At 51.6% G+C, this 18495-nt stretch carries 17 protein-coding genes; 13 read left to right on the top strand and 4 right to left on the bottom strand.

Annotated features, from left to right (window positions below):
• The first annotated feature begins 367 nt into the window (after nt 1–367).
• On the top strand, nt 368–862 hold the full coding sequence (locus MVG27_RS08500) for a CBS domain-containing protein (RefSeq protein WP_297548433.1): 495 nt from the start codon (nt 368–370) through the stop codon (nt 860–862).
• Complete coding sequence (locus MVG27_RS08495) at nt 850–2166, top strand: cation:proton antiporter (RefSeq protein WP_297548435.1); 1317 nt, start codon at nt 850–852, stop codon at nt 2164–2166. Before MVG27_RS08500 ends, MVG27_RS08495 begins: the two co-directional genes overlap by 13 nt.
• 14 nt (nt 2167–2180) lie before the next feature.
• Here MVG27_RS08495 and MVG27_RS08490 read toward each other — a convergent pair whose 3' ends face one another.
• Entirely contained in the window at nt 2181–2651 is a 471-nt protein-coding gene (locus tag MVG27_RS08490; RefSeq protein ID WP_297556507.1) for a hypothetical protein, read from the bottom strand.
• A 74-nt stretch (nt 2652–2725) separates the two neighbouring features.
• On the opposite strand from MVG27_RS08490, the gene MVG27_RS08485 reads away from it, so the two are divergent.
• The 10 genes from MVG27_RS08485 to MVG27_RS08440 all read left to right on the top strand — a co-directional run bounded on the left by MVG27_RS08485 (nt 2726) and on the right by MVG27_RS08440 (nt 14707).
• On the top strand, nt 2726–4447 hold the full coding sequence (locus tag MVG27_RS08485; RefSeq protein WP_297548881.1) for a chloride channel protein: 1722 nt from the start codon (nt 2726–2728) through the stop codon (nt 4445–4447).
• 9 nt (nt 4448–4456) lie between these two features.
• Nucleotides 4457–5713 (top strand): TIGR00375 family protein, encoded by a 1257-nt coding sequence (locus tag MVG27_RS08480; RefSeq protein WP_297556499.1) that lies wholly within the window; start codon nt 4457–4459, stop codon nt 5711–5713.
• 101 nt (nt 5714–5814) lie between these two features.
• Entirely contained in the window at nt 5815–7056 is a 1242-nt protein-coding gene (locus MVG27_RS08475; RefSeq protein WP_297556498.1) for an ATP-binding protein, read from the top strand.
• Entirely contained in the window at nt 7053–8012 is a 960-nt protein-coding gene (locus tag MVG27_RS08470; protein ID WP_297548400.1) for a thiamine-phosphate kinase, read from the top strand. The genes MVG27_RS08475 and MVG27_RS08470 overlap by 4 nt, the downstream gene beginning before the upstream one ends.
• A gap of 86 nt (nt 8013–8098) precedes the next feature.
• A complete protein-coding gene (locus tag MVG27_RS08465) occupies nt 8099–9244 on the top strand; it encodes a glycosyltransferase family 4 protein (protein WP_297548398.1) in 1146 nt (381 codons plus the stop codon).
• Nucleotides 9237–9965, top strand: coding sequence for a polysaccharide deacetylase family protein (locus MVG27_RS08460; protein ID WP_297548396.1), 729 nt, complete (start codon nt 9237–9239; stop codon nt 9963–9965). Before MVG27_RS08465 ends, MVG27_RS08460 begins: the two co-directional genes overlap by 8 nt.
• Nucleotides 9966–9983: 18 nt before the next feature.
• Nucleotides 9984–11033, top strand: coding sequence for an AmmeMemoRadiSam system radical SAM enzyme (gene amrS / locus MVG27_RS08455; protein ID WP_297548408.1), 1050 nt, complete (start codon nt 9984–9986; stop codon nt 11031–11033).
• A gap of 2 nt (nt 11034–11035) precedes the next feature.
• On the top strand, nt 11036–11833 hold the full coding sequence (locus tag MVG27_RS08450; protein ID WP_297548394.1) for a hypothetical protein: 798 nt from the start codon (nt 11036–11038) through the stop codon (nt 11831–11833).
• 193 nt (nt 11834–12026) lie between these two features.
• A complete protein-coding gene (locus MVG27_RS08445; protein WP_297548392.1) occupies nt 12027–13880 on the top strand; it encodes an S-layer protein in 1854 nt (617 codons plus the stop codon).
• Nucleotides 13881–13927: 47 nt separating this feature from the next.
• The gene (locus MVG27_RS08440) at nt 13928–14707 is read left to right on the top strand and encodes a hypothetical protein (RefSeq protein WP_297548390.1); all 780 of its coding nucleotides are present in this window, start codon (nt 13928–13930) and stop codon (nt 14705–14707) included.
• Here MVG27_RS08440 and MVG27_RS08435 read toward each other — a convergent pair.
• Nucleotides 14697–16442, bottom strand: coding sequence for a radical SAM protein (locus tag MVG27_RS08435; RefSeq protein ID WP_297556497.1), 1746 nt, complete (start codon nt 16440–16442; stop codon nt 14697–14699). The two genes, MVG27_RS08440 and MVG27_RS08435, sit on opposite strands and share 11 nt — an antisense overlap.
• Before the next feature lie 59 nt (nt 16443–16501).
• Here MVG27_RS08435 and MVG27_RS08430 point away from each other — a divergent pair, with 59 nt between their 5' ends.
• Nucleotides 16502–17023: a rubrerythrin gene (locus MVG27_RS08430; RefSeq protein WP_297548386.1), complete on the top strand. Its 522-nt coding sequence runs from the start codon at nt 16502–16504 to the stop codon at nt 17021–17023.
• Here the strand turns inward: MVG27_RS08430 and rsmA are convergent.
• Both rsmA and MVG27_RS08420 read right to left on the bottom strand, forming a co-directional pair.
• Entirely contained in the window at nt 17001–17834 is an 834-nt protein-coding gene (rsmA, locus tag MVG27_RS08425) for a 16S rRNA (adenine(1518)-N(6)/adenine(1519)-N(6))-dimethyltransferase RsmA (RefSeq protein WP_297548384.1), read from the bottom strand. The two genes, MVG27_RS08430 and rsmA, sit on opposite strands and share 23 nt — an antisense overlap.
• A complete protein-coding gene (locus MVG27_RS08420) occupies nt 17831–18451 on the bottom strand; it encodes a DUF655 domain-containing protein (RefSeq protein WP_297468160.1) in 621 nt (206 codons plus the stop codon). The genes rsmA and MVG27_RS08420 overlap by 4 nt, the downstream gene beginning before the upstream one ends.
• Between the last annotated feature and the right edge of the window lie 44 nt (nt 18452–18495).

Raw genomic sequence — 18495 nt, 5'->3', positions numbered from 1 at the left:
TAACCCCTGTGGCCCATCTGAATGAATCATTCTGTACATGGTTATAGGGCACCCAGGCGACGTCCTTATATCCTTTTTGGTTCATTACTTCTCAGTACGTTCGAATTTTTGCCTAAAATAGTTTTAAATTGTCTTAAATGCCTTAGAGGGTAAAACTAAAGTCCCAAAAATTAAAACTCGAGGATTGGTACCCTGAGGGAGAAAAGTTGTCGTTTTCTAGTGTGCCTTCTCTTGAACCACTGTGAAGCCCAAAATGGTGGAAGGAGTCAGTTTTCTGGTACAATGACCTAAAAATTCCCTCGCTGGCCACGGTTCTTCACAAACCCTTAAATATGACTTTATTTTAATCAAAGTCTGGTGATGACCAATGGAAATAGAGCAGGCACTCAAGACGTTTCACTCCCTTAGGCTTACTGACATTAACCACGGGGTAACGTCCCTTCCGGTAGTTACGGAAGATGCCGACATAATGAGCGTTCTCAAGATACTCAGGACAAGGCATCATGTATGGGTCGTCAAGGACAGGGACAGCATGAATCTCGTCGGGGTTATAAGGTACCTCGACGTCATAGACATCCTCCTTCCGCCAGAAGCGCATCGTTTCAAGCTCGGCATGACCAGCAGAACTATGAAGTCTCTCCTCGGAGGTGCCACTAAGGCGGGAGATGTTGCCGAGAGAAATCCTCTAACCATTGAGGAAGATGCAACTGTCCTTGATGCCCTCATGAAGATGAGGAAGTACAGGGTTCAGGTGCTGGCCGTTGTGGAGGGGGATAAGCTCGTCGGAGAGGTCAGCCTTAGGATACTGATTGATGAACTTCTAAGATTAATGAAGGTGGGTGGTGCCTCATGGAAACAGTGACCTGGCTCCTTGCAACGATTGGAATAGCTCTAATCCTTGCGAAAATAGGGGATAGCATAATAGAGCGCTTTGAACTCCCTGGTGTCTTGGGAGAGCTTGTTATGGGCATGATTCTAGGAAACCTCGTTTACTTCGGTATAGTCTCACCCCAGTACCTTCCGATAGTCAGCGGACAGGGTTTCACGACTGACATTACGGCCATAGCGAATTTTCTGGCCAAACTTGGTATAATATTCCTGCTCTTCCTCGGTGCCCTCGATACGGATATTGACCAGCTTAAGAAGACGGGCGTTACGGCCACGGTTTCCACCGTTTTGGGTGTTTTCGTTCCGTTGATTCTCGGCTGGTTCGCCCTCATGGAGATGGGCTACCCAAGCAGGGAGGCCTTCGCCGGTGGCGTACTTTTGACTGCTACCAGCATCGGCCTGACCGTTCGTGTTATGATGGATTTGGGAGTTCTCAAGAGCGAAGTCGGTGCCGCCTCCCTGAGTGCGAGTGTTATGGATGATTTCTTGGGTATAGCACTCGTTATCTTCGCCGTTGGAACCGGTGGCCTGTTGAATCTAACTCTCAAGATAGTCGCGTTCTTTGTGATAACCGGCGTCATCTGGTGGTATCTCGTCGATTACTACATCAAATTCGCCGAGAGGCTTCACGTCGAGAAGGGAATCCTCGGAATGGCCCTTGGAATGATGTTTCTCTTCGCGGCCCTGGCCGAAGGCTGGTTTGCGGCCGCCATCGAAGGTGCCTTCATGATGGGTTTGACACTCTCCAAGCTCCCCGAAGGAAAGCGCCTAATGGACGACGTGAGGGCCATCGGTTACGGCCTGTTGATTCCGTTCTTCTTCGTTCACACAGGTGCAATGCTTAACCTCACCGTTTTTGAACATGAAAACGCCCTCATCCTAGCGACGGTCCTTACCACAATAGCTGTCGTCGGAAAGATAATAGGCAGGGGCTTCGGAGCCTGGATAACGGCCTGGGGCAGAGGTAGAGACTTCCTGTTCACCAGGGAGAACTTCTGGATGTCCCTTCAGATGGGTATCGGGTCAATTCCAAGAACGGAGGTGGCCCTGGTTGACCTCATGGTGGCAATCCACGGCGGTGCCATACCTCCGAGCGATGCCCCGGACTTCATAGCGGCCACACTGATATTCATAACGGTCTCAGTTTTGATAACACCACCGCTCCTGAAGTGGGCGTTTAAGGCAGAAATAGAGAAAGCAAAAGCCATGAAGGTTGCCCAGAAGGTCGAGAGAATCAACGAGACAAAGGAGAAAATAAGGGAACTCAAGGGACAGTGATTTCCCTTCTTTTTTCAGCCGAAGAAGGCCCCCATCATGTCCATCTGCTCCTCGCTCATGCTCTTTATCTTGAACTCAGGCATCTCCTCCTTGAGCTTCTCGTACTCCTCCTTGGTTATTTCCCGTGCTTTGCCGTTTTCAACAATGTAGAAAATTCCGTAGTCGGGGTCGCGGTAAGCAACTAGGAACTTCTCGACCTCGATGTCGTCGAAGTTGACGAAAATGACGTTTCCTCCTGTGTAAGGTCTCTTGCACTTGAAGGGGAAGCTTGAGGAGTTGAGCATAGCATCGCCCAGGGCCTGGTTGGCCTTCTCGCCGTTTATCTCCGTCCAGAAGGGCCTCCCCTCGAAGTCGCCCTCGACAACTATCAGGAACCTCTGGCCATCGAGCTCCACTACGGGTGCCCCCTTCTCCTGAAGTATCTTGAACAGCTCGCCGATTGTCTCGGCGTTTCTGAGAGACGCCACGAATCCCTCAACCTTCATACCTTTCACCAGGTTTGGTTCGTCGGGACTCTATAAAAGCTTAAGCTTTTTAGTTTAAGGTTCAACTTCAAACGATGAAGTGGGAGACCCTCCAGTACATAAGGAAGTGGACCCTTGTTCTTGGGTTCTCAATAATAGCCGGTCTAGCTGGTGGTCTCGGTGCCGTTGTTTTCAGGCTCGTGATTGGGTTTTTCCACAACCTCTTCTTTGGAAAGCTCCTTCAGTTGATTACGCTTCACTATAGAGGGTTTAATTTGGGTTACATGCTTCTCCCGGCGATTGGTGCCGGAATCGTGGCAATCATAGTTTCTAGATGCCCCGAGATAAAGGGGAATGGAATCCCGGAGGTTATAGAGGCAGTCATATTTCGGGGTGGAGATATACAGGGTAAGTTTGCGGTACTGAAAACCCTGGCAACGGCTGTGACAATTGGTTCCGGAGGGAGCGTTGGAAGGGAAGGCCCAATAGGCTTCATTGGTGCATCTCTAACTTCGATACTCGCCAGGTGGTTCAATCTCTCGCGGGAGATGAAAAAGCTCCTCGTCACCTGTGGTTTAGCTGCGGGAATAGCGGGGACCTTCAACACGCCTCTAGCTGGAGCGATGTTCGCCCTGGAAGTGGTCTACATGGGGGCTTTCTCGATAAACCTCGTCCCGATTTTCCTCTCGGCCATAACAGGAAACGCAGTTACGCTGGCCATACTCAACAGGGCCTTTGAAATAGAAATTCCTGGCGGAATAGGCCATACACTTCCCGAGTTACCGTTCTTTTTCCTTCTAGGTCTTTTTCTTGGAATCCTCGCCGCTTTTTACGCCCGGTTTCTCTACGGGCTTATAGACGGCTTTGATAGGTTGAAGGTTCCCGAGCCTGTAAAACCCGTTATTGGAGGTCTCGGTGTTGGTCTCTTGGGTATGCTCTTCCCGGACTACGGCATCTTCGGTATAGGCTATGAAGGTATGAGGATGGCCTTCTACGGTGAGCTGGCTGTGGGAATGCTCCTAATCCTCGCGGTGATGAAGATGATTGCAACAGCTTTAACTGTGGGCTCTGGAAGTAGCGGAGGTGTCTTTGCTCCTAGCCTCTACATCGGGACGATGTTCGGCGCGGCCTTCGGGCTGACTGTTGGTAGTCTCTTCCCCTCCTTCGGTACTAATCCTACCGTTTACGCCCTGGCTGGAATGGCGGCCTTTTTCAGCGGCATGACGCAGGCACCCCTCACCCAGATACTCATGGTGACCGAGCTAACGAGGAGCTACTCCGTTCTGCCGGCCATCATGACATCGGCAACTATGGGCTTCCTCAGCGCGAGGTTCTTCCTGCGGGGTGAATCCGTTTACACGTTCAAGCTCCTCAGAAAGGGCTACCACATAAAGACCGGAAAGCCGGTTATCCTGGAAACAATCTCCGTCGAGGAAATTATGACTAAAAAGCCAGTTTACGTCACAGAGAACATGACGCTCTTCGAGGTCGAGCATTTAATAGCCGAAACGGGCCACGACTGCTTCCCCGTTGTCAACGAAAACCTGGAAGTGGTTGGGATAATCGGAGTAAAGGACATTCTCAAAAGGTCGAGCTCGATGAAGAGGCTCAGGGTTAAGCGTTTTCTCAGAAGGGCCTACGGTGTAACTTACCCCGGAGAAACGGCCCAGGATGCCTTAGAAAAACTTATGGCCTACGACCAGAACCTCCTGCCTGTGGTAAAGGCTCCGGGAAACAGGAAACTCATCGGCGTCGTCACCAAAAGGGACATATACCGCGCCTACTATCGCGGTCTCGAAGGAATGTACATAGAATGAGGTGGTCCGATGCTCGTCGATGCCGACCTTCACATTCACTCGCGCTATTCAAAGGCCGTCTCAAAGGCAATGACGGTTCCCAACCTCGCTGAAAACGCGCGCTTTAAGGGTTTGGGTATCGTTGGAACCGGCGACATACTTAACCCGATGTGGGAAAGGGAACTCCTTAGATACACCAGAAAAGTTGACGAAGGAACCTATGAGAGGAAGGGGGTAAGGTTTCTTCTGACGACGGAAGTCGAGGACAATAGGAGGGTTCACCACGTCCTGATTTTCCCGAGCATCGAGACCGTAAGGGAGATGCGCGAGAGGCTGAAGCCCTATTCGGGCGACATCGATACGGAAGGGAGGCCCCACTTAAGCCTTTCAGCCTCTGAAATAGCCGACCTGGCAAACGAGCTCGACGTTCTCATAGGCCCGGCCCATGCATTCACTCCTTGGACGAGCCTTTACAAGGAGTACGATTCCCTGAAGGAGGCCTATGGAAGCGCAAGAATCCACTTCCTTGAGCTTGGCCTCTCCGCCAATAGCGAGATGGCCGACATGATAAGGGCCCACCACAGGCTGACCTATCTAAGCAACAGCGACGCTCACTCACCGATGCCCCACCGTCTCGGAAGGGAGTTCAACCGCTTCGATGTTAGGGAGGCGACCTTTGAGGAGATTAGAAAGGCCATCCTCAAACTGGGTGGCAGGAGAATCGTTCTCAACGCCGGTCTCGACCCGAGGCTTGGCAAGTACCACCTCACCGCATGCTCGCGCTGTTACACCCACTATTCCCTCGGGGAGGCCAAAGCTTTGAAATGGAAATGTCCCAGGTGCGGTGGAAGGATAAAGAAGGGCGTGAGGGACAGAATTCTGGAGCTGGCCGATACCAACGAGAGGCCCGAGGACAGGCCCCCGTATCTAAGGCTAGCCCCTCTTGCGGAGATAATAGCGATGGTAATCGGCAAAGGAGTCGAAACAAAGGCAGTAAGGGTAATCTGGGAGCGCTTTTTAAGGGACTTTGGGAGCGAGATTAGAGTTCTCGTTGACGTACCGGTCAGAGAGCTCGCCAGGGTTCATGAGGACGTTGCGAAAGCCATCTGGGCCTACAGGAACGAAAAGCTAATCGTAATTCCCGGCGGGGGAGGAAAATACGGGGAGATAAGACTTCCAGAGGAGATTAGGAGGGCGAAAATAGAGGAACTGGACAGCGTTGACATCGAGCTTCCCGAGGAAAAACCAAAGCAGAGGAGCATAACGGAGTTCCTGAAGCGTAGATGAGATTGCCAAACGTAACTGGCAAGATTTGGAGAAAATTGCTGGCTAAAATTGGCAAGATTTTTAAGAAATTGAAGATTAAAATTGGTAATAAGGTGTAGAAAATGGGCATAGTCAGGGAGGTCGTGGAGGACTACCTTGAGGTTGAGGTAGATGGAGTTGAGAGGGAACTTGAGGTCCCCCTTCCCAGGGTTCCGAGGGCCATAGCTATAACAGGCCCCAGAAGGGCTGGAAAAAGCTTCTACATGCTCCAGAGATTTAAGCGCCTGCTTTCTCAAATCCCTGCCCTCTATTTGCCCTTAGATGACGACAGGCTCTATCCACCAACCCTCGACACTCTAGGGGAGCTCCTTGAGGTATTTCACGAAATTCACGACGAGAGAAGGGGCGTTCTTTTCCTTGATGAGGTTCAGGAAGTCCAAAAATGGGAGTTGTTTGTCAAGAGGGCTGTCTCACTTGGCCATACGGTTTTTGTATCGGGCTCCTCCTCAAAGCTCCTAAGCAGGGAAATCGCGACTCAGCTCAGGGGTAGGGGAGTCTCCTTTGAGCTGTATCCCTTTTCCTTCAGGGAGTTTTTGAGGGCCAAGTCCTTCGAACCAGGGGAATCCCTCCCAAAAAAGGCCAGAATCAAGGCCCTTCTCGAAGAGTATCTCAGATGGGGAGGTTTTCCCGAGGTGGTCCTGGAGAAGTCGGAGCTTTTGAAGAGGAAGACCCTTGAAGGCTACGTTGATCTGATACTGTATCGGGATGTTGTTGAGCGCTTTGGAGTGAAGAACACGAGGGCGCTTAGGCTTTTGCTGAGACTCATCGGCTCGTCCTTTGGCAGGGAGTTCTCAATAAACAGAACGGCCAGGTACATGAGGGGAATTGGGATAGAAGCCAACAGGAACACGCTTTCGGCTTATCTTGAGCACCTTGAGGACGCTTACCTCGTTGTTAGGGTCAAGAAGCTAGCGCCACCCCGGGAGAGCGAGAAGGCCCTGCCCAAAGTCTATCTCATCGACACTGGCCTCGTGAGAGTCTTTAAGGAAAACTTGGAACTGGGAAGACTAATGGAGTCAGTGGTTTTAACTGAGCTTCTTCGCATGGGGATTAGACCGTACTACCTCAAAACCCAGAGGTTCGAGGTTGATTTCGTGATAAGGGAGGGGGATTCGTACAGGTTAATTCAGGTAACGCGCTCTCCCGAAGGGGACACATTAGAGAGGGAAATCAAAGCCCTTGGGGAGGCATCAAAGCTTATTCCCGTTCACGAGAGGACCTTGATAACCTGGGACGATGAGGGGGAAATCGGTCGCGTAAAGCTAGTACCCCTATGGCGGTGGCTCTTGGGGGTGAAACCTTGAGGGAATCCGAAATCATTGAACTCTTCCTCAGACACCTCAAAAGGCAGGGTGATTTACCCCTCGGGGACGATGCAGGGGCAATCAGGTTCGGAAAGGCATGGCTTGTTGCCACAAACGACATGCTCGTCAGAAGGACTGACGTTCCAGATATAATGACTCCCGAGCAGGCCGGCTTTAAGGCGGTAACGATGAACGTGAGCGATGTTTCAGCTATGGGAGCCAGGCCCATAGGCTTCCTCTTCTCGCTTGGAATACCGGGGGATTTGGACGCCGAATACCTCGAAGGGATAGCGAGGGGGATTGAGAAGGCTTTAGAATTCTACGAGGTTCCCGTTTTAAGCGCCGACACAAACGAGGCCGACGATTTGATAATAGATGGCATCGCTCTTGGAATAACTGAGACGCTTCTCACCCGCTCCGGGGCAAAACTGGGTGATTTGGTCTGCGTTACCGGTGATTTGGGGAGGGCCCTTGCCGGCTATCTGGTCTGGAAGAACGAACTCGATTTATCCAAGCGAGTTAAGAAAAAACTCTACGAGAAGTTCCTTGAGCCCAAGGCGAGGGTTAGGGAGGGGTTGGCCCTCTCGAAAGTTGCCAGCTCTGCAATAGACGTAAGCGACGGCCTGGCCAAGGAGCTCCACCTCTTGGCTGGAATGAGCGGAGTAGGGATTGAGGTTTACCCTGAAAAACTGCCAGTTGGGGAAGGCGTGAAGGAAGTGGCGGAGCTTTTGGGCCTTGACCCAGTGGAGCTGGTTATAGCGAGCGGTGAGGAGTTCGAGCTTGTCTTTACCGTGAAGCCGGAACTAGTTGAGGGGCTTGGCATTGAGTTCTCCGTAATCGGAAGGGTTGTTGAGGGGAATGGCGTTTACTTTGTTTCTAATAAAGACAGGAAGCCTCTTCTTCCCTTGGGCTGGGAACATCTAAGTCGGCAGAAGGTTTATAATGGAATTTTCTAACTGTCTGCCGGATTAGGTGGGCTTAACAATACAGAGACAGCGACAAACTCCGTCTCCGTTATCTTGCACATCGGGGGAAGGGAAGTATGGAGAGCCTTAAAATCGCGCTGGTGAGCGACTGGTATTACCCCAAGCTCGGTGGCGTTGCCGTTCATATGCATGACCTCGCGCTTTACCTCAGGAGTCTAGGCCACGAGGTTGCTATAATCACAAACAATCGCATAACCGGAAAGGAAATGGAGTTAAAAGAAAATGGAATATATCTAATAAAGGTTCCTGGTTATACCCTGGGTAAAGTTGGGATAAATATGAGCGTTTTGTCTCACAATGCCTCCAAAATGATTCCCTACATCGAGGGTTACGACGTTGTCCACGGCCAGCACGCTTTTACACCTCTGGCACTGAAAGCCGTCTCCGCCGGCAGGAAGATAGGGAAGGCAACGCTGATAACAACGCACAGCATAAACTACGAGAACTCCTCAGTGATTAGGGCGCTGGCCAGGGTTACGTTTCCCTACTTCAAATACCACCTCAGGAACCCCCACAGGATAATAGCAGTCAGCAAAGCCTCAAAGGACTTCATAAGGCGTTTCACCCGCGTTCCGGTGGAGGTAATCCAGAACGGGGTCAACGTGGGATTTTTTGACATACCCCTTTCGAAGGAGGAAGCCAAGGAAAAGCTGGGTCTCGGGGAGAGGGTAATCCTGTATGTGGGCAGGCTGGAGCCGAGAAAAGGTGTGGGGACCCTTATAAACGCCATGAAACACGTTGATGGGACGCTTCTCGTAGCCGGTCAGGGGAGCATGCTCCCCCTTCTGAGGGAGAGGGCCAAACTGCTTGGGATAAAGGATAAGGTCAGATTTCTTGGACTCGTGGATTACTCTAAGCTTCCACTTCTCTATCGCGCCAGCGACGTCTTCGTTCTGCCAAGCCTCAGCGAGGCCTTTGGAATAGTCCTCCTCGAGGCGATGGCCTCGGGTGTGCCGGTTATAGGAACCCGTGTTGGAGGAATCCCCGAGATAATAGACGGCTGTGGTATTCTTGTTCCGCCGGGAAACGCCGGGGAGCTGGCCAACGCAATAAACCTTGTCCTCAACAACCAGAGCGTTGAGAAGAGACTGAGCCGTCTCGGGAAGAGGCGAGTTGAGAGGGTCTACGACTGGAACGTGGTTGTAAGGAGAATTGTCTCCCTCTACCGCGAGGTTCTCGACGAGGTGGCTGAGAATGGGTAAAATCGTCATGCTCACCTTTGACGTTGAGCAGGACTGTCCTCCCTTCGCGGAGACAAGGAGGGGAATGGAGGAGGGCCTCCCGAGGGTAATGGACCTGCTCGAGGAGTTTGAAATCAGGGGGACTTTCCTCTTCACTGGGAGAATCGCGGAGGAGTTCCCGGAACTGGCAAGACGCGCCGGTAAAAAACACGAGCTCGGCTGTCATGGTCTCGAACACGAGCGCTTTGACAGACTGCCTCAGGGAGAAGCAGAGCGAAGGTTGAGGGAGGCAATGGAAACTCTCTCCCAATTTGGAGAGGTTATTTCTTTTCGAGCACCAAACTTCCAGTTTCCAGACGAATACTACGGAATCCTGGCAAAGCTCGGTTTCAAGGTTGACTCGACAAAGGCCAGGCACAAGGGCTGGAGGAGGGGAGTCATGGAGCTCCACGGCCTTCTTGAGGTTCCAGCGACGACAACTTCGATAGTCACGAGGCTTCCCTGGGCCCTTCAGAGGGGCTTCCACAGGAGGTTTGAGAGTCCGATTGTTTACATCTTCCACCCCTGGGAGTTCGTGGACATGCCTAAAAGGCTCAGACCCGACTGCTGGTTCGGAACAGGGAGGGGAGCCCTTGAAAAGTTGAGAAAGCTGATTGAGTTTCACCTTGGAAACGGCGCCAGATTCATGACCCTCCGGGAGTTCTACGAGGAATACCAAAAGCTTAAACGCACCCGGGGGTAGTTAAAGGGGGTGAGGAAAATGCGCGAGGCGATGTGGTGGGAGCCACTCGATAACAACCGCGTGAGGTGTAAGCTCTGCCCGCTCAACTGTATAATCAGCGAGGGGAAGAGGGGTTCCTGTAGGGTTAGGAAGAACATCGGTGGAAAGCTCTACACCCTTAACTACGGAAAGGTTTCGGCCATCGGAGCGGACCCCGTTGAGAAAAAGCCACTCTTCCACTTCTGGCCGGGTTCGTGTGCCCTCTCGATAAGCTCGGTCGGCTGTAACATGCACTGCAAGCACTGTCAGAACTGGGAGATTAGCCAGGCCGATGAGAGCTTTCCTTACCTTCACGACATGAGTCCTGAGATGGTGGTGGCAATAGCGAAGCGCTACGGCTGTGAGAGCATAGCATACACCTACAACGAGCCGGTCATCTGGTACGAGTTCGTTCTGGACACGGCTAAGCTCGCTAAAGAAGAGGGAATCTACAACCTCCTCATAACCAACGGCTACATAAACGAGGAACCATTCAGGGAGCTGGCCCCTTACATTGACGCTATGAACATAGACATCAAGGCCTTCAGCGACGAGTTCTACATGAAGATAGCTAGCGTTCCAAGCGGTGAACCGAGCAGAAAAACAGCGGTAATAGCGAAGAAGGAGTTTGGAATCCATGTGGAGCTGACCTACCTGATAATCCCGACCCTGAACGATAGGGAGGAGGAAATACGCGCCTTTGCCCGCTGGGTTGTGGAAGAGCTCGGCGACGATACGCCGGTCCACTTCTCACGCTTCTTCCCCCACTACAAGTTAAGGCACCTCCCACCAACACCGCTTGAGACGATGGACATGGCCTACCGCATAGCTAAAGAAGAAGGCTTAAAGTTCGTCTACATCGGTAACGTGCCCGGCCATCCGGGGGAGAACACATACTGCCCGAGGTGTGGAAAGCCTTTAATAGTCCGCTGGGGTTTCGAGATTACCGAGTACAACATCAGCGAGGATGGAAGGTGCAAGTACTGCGGTGAGAGAATTCCCATCGTGGGGACGTACAAAAAGAAGCGTTATCCCGGGATGTGGTGGTGAAAATGGAAAAGATTGAGGCGATTTTCTATATTGAAGGCCTTTCCAACGACAAGAAAGCTTTGGAAAGCGCTATAGAGAATATCGTGAATGAGTTGAAAGGGGAAACTCTGGTCGAGGTTAAGGACGTTCACGTTGAGGACATACTTGAGAACGAGGATGAGCTCCTGAAGTATTCTGGCGTGGTTGAAGCAAAGGTAGCGGGGACTTTTGGCGAACTCGTCAGGGCCGTTCTAAAATACGGACCCGCCATTGTGGAGATTCTCTCCCCTGGAAAATTGGAGCTAGACTCAAAGGAACTTATGAAAGTCCTTGGTGAAGTTGCACTCGTAATGGGGAAGTTAATGAACAGGTTTGGAAGTCTTGCGGCGTATCCTGACCTTAGCGACGTTCCAGAGCCCAGGATTGGCTACTCAAGGGAGGAGATTGAGTCAATGATTCTCGACGACAGGCTTATCCGTTATCGTCTTGTAATCGAAGTTTCAGGCAAAGACAAGGAATCAGTTGAAGAGATCATGAAAAAGGCGCTTTCAATAGAGGGATGCCTGATAAACGTGCTGGCTGTTGAGGGCTCTGAAGAGGCTGGAGAGTTTAAGGGGCTTCTGGCGGTAGAGCTTCTGTCTACTTTCGAGACACTGTTCCAGCTTGTTGGAAAGTATGCACCCGTTGCAATATCCATAATCGAGCCGGAGATAATAGACGTAACCGCAGGAGAGCTTCAGAACGCATTGACTGACATTGGTGGCTTTGTTAATGAGCTTACCAGCAGGCCTGTTAGGCGGGCTCTGATATCGAACCAATGATATTATCGGCAAAAGGCGAATTTGCCATAGGCATTTAGTTAAGCTTTCTTTTATCATTTACGGCAATTGGCGAGCTTTTTTCGGTCAGTGAAAGGGTCTGAAAGCGAAAAGTATATATACCCTTTGAGTCCCAAATGACAGTGACAACACTTAGATGGGGCTTTAGCCCAACAACTTAAGGAGGTGTTGTGAAATGAAGGTGAAGAAGATCGCGGCACTCGCCGTTGGTGCCGCAATGATTGGTGCAACCATAGGCTTTGCCAGTGCTACCACTGTTCCGAACATTCCGAAGAGCTTCTTCGTTAAGTCTGATGGTACTCCGAACGTTAAAATCGTGGTTGGAAGCAATGCCGCTGCTATGGATGTTGCGAGCGCCGCTGACATAGCCGTTGCCCTTGGAAGCCTGCTCTACACAACCCAGCAGGTTGAAGCTCAGAACGCATACGTTAAGGTTAAAGAGGTCATTCCTCCCGCTACCGAGGCTATGTGGACAATTTACGCTTACAACTACACAACTATAACTGTTGACCACGGAATAAGCAACATAACCAGCTGGGCCACCAGCTACGACCAGCTTCCGGCTGACTACTGGTGGAACGGTGCTGCCTTTACCGCAAACTACACCGAGTGGGAGAGCGCCTTTGAGGTTCCCGTTACCCTGACCGGAAAGGACAAGGCTGGCAAGTACAGCGTTGACTGGCACGTTACGATTGCTAACCCCGAGCTCAAGAGCCTTGACCCCACTAAATGGAACATGACCGCTCCGCCGAAGAAGGCTGACCTCGTCGTTGCTCCCGGTAAGCTCAACATACTCGTTGACTACGTCCTCTACAACTACAGCGTTACTACCACAGAGAAAATTACTCTTGGCAAGCCAGAGTGGGGCACTACAGAGATAACCAAAAACGTTACTAAGTACTACATCGGCGATGCCGAGGAAGTTGCAGCAAACGGTGGAACTATAGTCAGCGAGGTCTTCCCGGGAGTTAGCGCTGGAATGGACTTTACAGTGTTTGGTCAGAGCTATCACGTCCTTGAGGTTGGAAACGACACCTTCACCGCTGGCATGATCCCAGCCGACAACCCCATGTGGTATGAAGTTGGCCAGAGCAAGACCATACCAGGAACCAACTGGGTCGTTACTGTCCTCGACATCAACCTCCAGGAGACGAGGGCTCTCGTCATAGTCAAGGACGCTGCCACAGGTGCCCAGACCGGTCAGGTTATCCTCAACAAGGGCGAGTCAGTCTACTTCCTCGAGGAGAACGGCCAGGTCGAGACCTACGACAGCCTTGCTGCCGCTGGCAACAGGGCCGACCTCGTGCTTACCCTCGAGGACACCTTCGTTGGTATCGACAACCACATCATTGCCAGTATTTCCGCTGAATATGACATCCAGGTTCTCGGTCCGGTCTTCCACCCGGCCGAAGGATGGAACGCTACCGTTAAAACAAATGATGGATACATCACCAACATAACACTCGTCAACGACAAGACCCTCGAGGGCAACCCAATTGACGTCTTCGGCGTCTACGACCTCAAGTACAAGTACGTCCAGAAGGGTTACACCGAGTACTACAACCCCGCCAGTGGCGAGTTCGTCACTGCTCCCAAAGGCAAGGAATTCATAGTTGCCTACGCCTACATCTGCCTCAAGGAGAAGGAGGGCAAGGTCATAGAGAAGGAGCTCAAGGTCGGTGACCAGCTTCCTGACAGCGCTTACACCATTGAGGGAATCTACACAACCACAATCGTGCCCAAGCCGGTTACCCAGCCGATAGTCTACATGGACTACGAGATCAACATTAGCGACCCAGGAAGCAACCTTATCCTTGTCGGCGGTCCTGTCGCCAACAGCGTCACCAAGTACCTTGTTGAGCACAACATCAGTAAGGTTGACTGGTACAAGAGCCCCGGTGACGTCGAGTACCTTCCGAAGGCTCTCGGCGGCTACGACGTTGTCATAGTCGCTGGTGCCACCAGGAACGAAACCAGGGTTGCCGCTGAGGCACTCATGAAGTACATTGCGGAGCTCGCGAAGGAGTGAGCTCTCTTCTCTTTTCATTCTCGTTTCTTACTTGGGAGGTTTTCTGAATGAGCAGAAAGATAGTTGCTTTAATCATTGTTCTGCTCGTCGTGTTGACGCCTGTTTCTTATGTTCTCTACGGCTATTCGAAGTTTTCTGCAGTCCTAAATCCAGGAGCTCCCAAGGGAGAGTCTCACTACATAGTGCTGTATTCGGGGGGCCAGTTCTATGTTTTGAGCCCTGCCCAATATGAGAGCGCTCGAAAATCACTCCCACCGGGCTCAAAGGTGTTTAACATAACGCTCAAGAGCTACATAACAGGTAGTCCGGAGGTTGACCTTAACATTACGTTAAGGAGTGTGTATGACAAGTTCGTTATAGTTATTGGAAACCCTAGTGTTCAGGAATGTAAATCAAATCCACAGTTATATCCCGGAAGTTGTCAGTTTAGAACGGCCGCAGTTACGGAAATTTCCGCACTGGTTTCAAGCATATTCTCAATGAACTACTACCTGCTGGCTAAATCCAAGGGTTACAACAACACCAGTGCAAAGGAATATGCCTACGAACAGACCCAGCTCAGGCACGATATCGCTTACCTAAGCTTCTGGACGAAGTTCGACATTGGCAGGGGTGCTCTGGGGAACGACAAAGTCCTGACGGTGCTCCTCATAGGCCCGGCTGAGGGAGCAAAATGCAACTGCGTTTATGCTCCCAGAAAAGGCCTCCTAGTGATAGAGGGCAAAACCGACGAGACCCTTCGTGCTGAGATAGTCCTCATCGAGAACATAATAGGGTTCAAATGGCCTGAGGGGAAGAATCCCCAGATAGTTTCGGCTACAGGCTGATTTTTCCTCCCAGTATTTCCCTTTTGTCATCTCCGATGAGGTTGAAAAACTCGTCCTCGCTCTTGAAGGGCCTCTTTGCGAGGATTTTGATGGCAGTTTTCCTCCCGATTCCCGGAATAAGTTCCAGGGTCTTGGGGCTTTCTCGGTTGATATTTACTGGAACAGGAATTCCGGTAATGCTCCTGAAGCCATGGTCAACTATGAGAACGTCGTAGAACCTGTTTAATTGGATTTGCTTTGGAATCCCAACGATGAGTGGGTAGCTCCCAATCTGCCTCCCATAGGTCAGCCCGTTGTCGAAAACCTCCGCCCGAACGTCCTTCAGGACGGTCCCGACAGGGACGACCCGTTTGAGCATCGGCAAATCAATCTCGTGCCTTATCTTGTGTCTGTAGTGCTGGATTAGCCTTTTGTGCTTCTCAGTTTTAACCTTGCTCCTCATGTGCCACAGGGGTGTTCCGGGAAAGACAACCACCTGCCGGATGTTTATCCTCCTCACCATGAGGCCATCGTCGAGGAGCCTCTTAAGGAACTGGAAGGTTATTTCGTAGCTCTTTTTTGTCTCTCCCGGAAGGCCGAAGATTATGTTTATCCCGGGCAGAAGCCACGGCATCCCATTGTAGCCCCTCCTCGCGCCGACCTCGTTGAGAATCCTAACGGCCTCGTAGGTCTCCTCTGCGGTCGCGTTCAGGTTGTTGAGCTTGGCCACCTTTGGATCAGCGCTCTCGAGGCCAAAAGCCACAACGTTTCCCGGCGTGCCGTATTTTATGAGGGCCTTTGCAATCCGTATGCTCTCCTCGGGATAGTTGGCTATCACTGCTGGGTTGGCGTTGTCGACGTGGAGCGTTTTAACCTCGGGAGCAACGGAGCGTATTCCGGCAAAGAGCTTTTCTATTGCCTCTGGATTTGGAACCGGAACCCTGCCGTTCGGTTTCGCCATGTACGAGAAGATACAGCTCTGCCTTCCAACCCGGAAGTGTCTCACTCCAAGGTCGTAGAGGGCCTTCACCTCGGCAACCACATCCTCAACCGGTCTGTCCTCGACAACTCTATAGCGAACCGGTTCTGTGCAGAAGGAGCAACCGCCTATGCCCATCGCCTTTGGACAGCCACGCTGGGTCTCAATCTCGACTATCACGAAGTCAGGAAAGTCCGGGAACTGCCTGACGACCTCGGCACCGAGGATTGCGTAATCGCGTAGCTCTTCGTAGGTTCGAAACCTTAGGGGGTTGGCGTCCTTTGGATTTCTCAGGTAGTCGAATAGAAAGGCCTCAAGGTCTCCGTAAACCACGTGGTCAAAGACGCTTTCCGCCAGCTGGAGCTCCCTGCTCGTAATTCTGATTCCACCCATCGATGCGGAGCCCATAAATGCCGGCCCGCCGAGGATTTTAACAGCCTTCAAATCCCTTATGAAGCGGGCTATCTCCTCAACGCTCCCCGGAACGGCGGAGAGGTATTTGCCAGGCGTATGAAGACCGCCGATGTAAACAACTACATCGGCCTTTTCAAGTATCTCCCTAACCGCGGGGAAGTTGGGGGTTTTGTTCTTCGTAGCTATACCTTTTTCCCCCAGAAACGTGGCCCTCAGGTCGTCTATTGTGAGGTAAAACACCTGCGCGTCCTTTCGGGCCTTTCTCACGGCCCCGTGGGCGTATCTAGGGTAGATTCCGAGATACGGAGGAACACCCAAGCCTGCCGGTTCATCGGTGTAGCCGTCTATGAGAACAACCTTCATGGCACCAACTCCCCGATGGGTTTTAAAAACCAATCGGCCTATAGCGTTGGGGATTACCTATGGACAGGGGAGCCATGCCCCAGTGGGTTGATGACGTTGTTGATGAGCTTTCCAGACTCGGGCCCGAGGGCGTTCTCTCCCACCTGATTTCCCAGGAGCTAAAACGGGCAGAGCTATACCACGAACTCTACGAACTGAGCATGGAGGTCACCTGGGATGAGAGGGTTCCTAAGCTCTTCAAGATCCTCTACGAGAACTCACTGAAGAGGGCCGAGGAATATGTTAACCTATTCCACGAGCTCTTTCCGGGGAAGCCAATAGAACCGCCGGCCATCAAAGCCCCCGGCCCGAGAATCCTGAAGGATAGGCTCTGGAAGCTTGTCTATTCCAGAAACGTCGGTGAGATTATCGAGTACCTCCTTCAGGTTGAGGAGCTCTTCGACCGAATCCTAGAAAAACTTGAGGGCTCCCTTTCAGGTGATTCCAAGGCAGTCTTGCTCAATATACGGAATTATGAAAACACAAACAGAAACCTCCTAAGGGAACTTTACCGTGAGCTCACCGGGAAGGAGCCCCTATAATTCCCTCCTTCGCTAAATAAGTCTCTATCTCCTTTACATCCCCAGGTGAAAGCTGAAAAACCCTCCTCTCAGCGTGGGGAACCGAGTTAAGAACGTCCTTCATGGCTTTTAGCTTTCTCTTGTCAATCCCGAGCATGTGGGCCGACTTCTTAAGGGCAGAGGCGACGGTGCTCCTCCTGTGCTGGAAGAGGGCCCTCACGAGATTCTCATCGAGCTCTATACGCTCGTCTTTCGGCTTTGGTTCAATCACGACAACGGCTGAATCAACCTTGGGTCTCGGCCAGAAGGCGCCTTTGCCAATCCTCTCGACGAGCTCAACGTTGACCTTTGCCTGCACCATCAGGGAGAGGCGTGAGTAGTTCTTATCGCCAGGCTTGGCAACCATTCTCTCTGCGAACTCAAGCTGGTATATCAAAACCGCCCTCTCAAAGTCGTGTCTCAAAAGCTTGAACGTAACCGGGGAGGAAATCTGATAGGGGAGGTTTGAGACCATCCTGTCAAAGTCGGGCCACTCGACCTTGACGGCGTCACCTTCAATCAGCTCGACGTTGGGCCAGTCGTACTCCTTCCTGAGAATCTCAATAATCCTCCTGTCCTTCTCGATGGCGTAGACCTTTCCGGCCCTTTCGGCGAGTTCCTTTGTGAGAACCCCGAGCCCGGGCCCTATCTCCAAGACCGTGTCTTTCTCACTGATTTCAGCTCTCTCAACGTTTCGCTCTATTATGTCCGGCACGATAAGGAAGTTCTGTCCGAGGTCCCGGTTGGGTCTGAGGTTGTATTTGTAAATAAGGGAGAAGAGCTTGTCCCTCATCCCCTAAAAATCCTCCTGTGGCCGACAAAGAGTTTGTAACGGTCCTTGTCCTGGAGCTCATCAACGATTCTCTTGGCTATCATCTTGACTGGGTCGGGCAGGCCTTTAACCCTTTTTTTAAGGTCTTCAAAGCTCTTAAACGGCTCCCTCTGCCTCTCCTCGATGATTTCCCACATGTGCTTCTTTCCTATTCCCGGTAAAAGCTCCAGGCTGTGGAGCCTGTTGGTTATCGGTGGTGCGACGTTAAAGAACTGGACGAACCTTTCCTCGTTGTTCTTAACAATTTCCTCAACAACGTAGGGAAGCTCGGCCTTGGCTGTATCGGTAAGGTCGTTGTAAGTTATCTTCCTGTTGATGAGCAGGATTTTGTCCCTGTTGCCTTTACCTATGAAAACCCTCTCGTAAAGCATCAAATCCTCCTTCGGGGTGACCTCGAGGAGCGTGAAGGCCTTCTCACCGAGGACCTGGGCAACTGGCTTCCCGCTTCGCCTCCCCGTCGAGAGGTCAAGGTATCCTTCGGGAAGGTAGTCGAGCACGTAAGCGTATTCCTCATATTCAACGTTCCGCCTCTTTTTCTCGAGGCTTTCGCGGTAGGAATGTCTCCTGTACCTATCCATTCTCTCTCCCCCAGAACTTATTTTGGTCAGGAGTTTTTATACTT

Source organism: Thermococcus sp., assembly GCF_027011145.1.
Lineage (GTDB): Archaea > Methanobacteriota_B > Thermococci > Thermococcales > Thermococcaceae > Thermococcus.
Note: the sequence above shows the minus strand (reverse complement) of the source record. Positions and strands in the feature narration are given on the sequence as shown.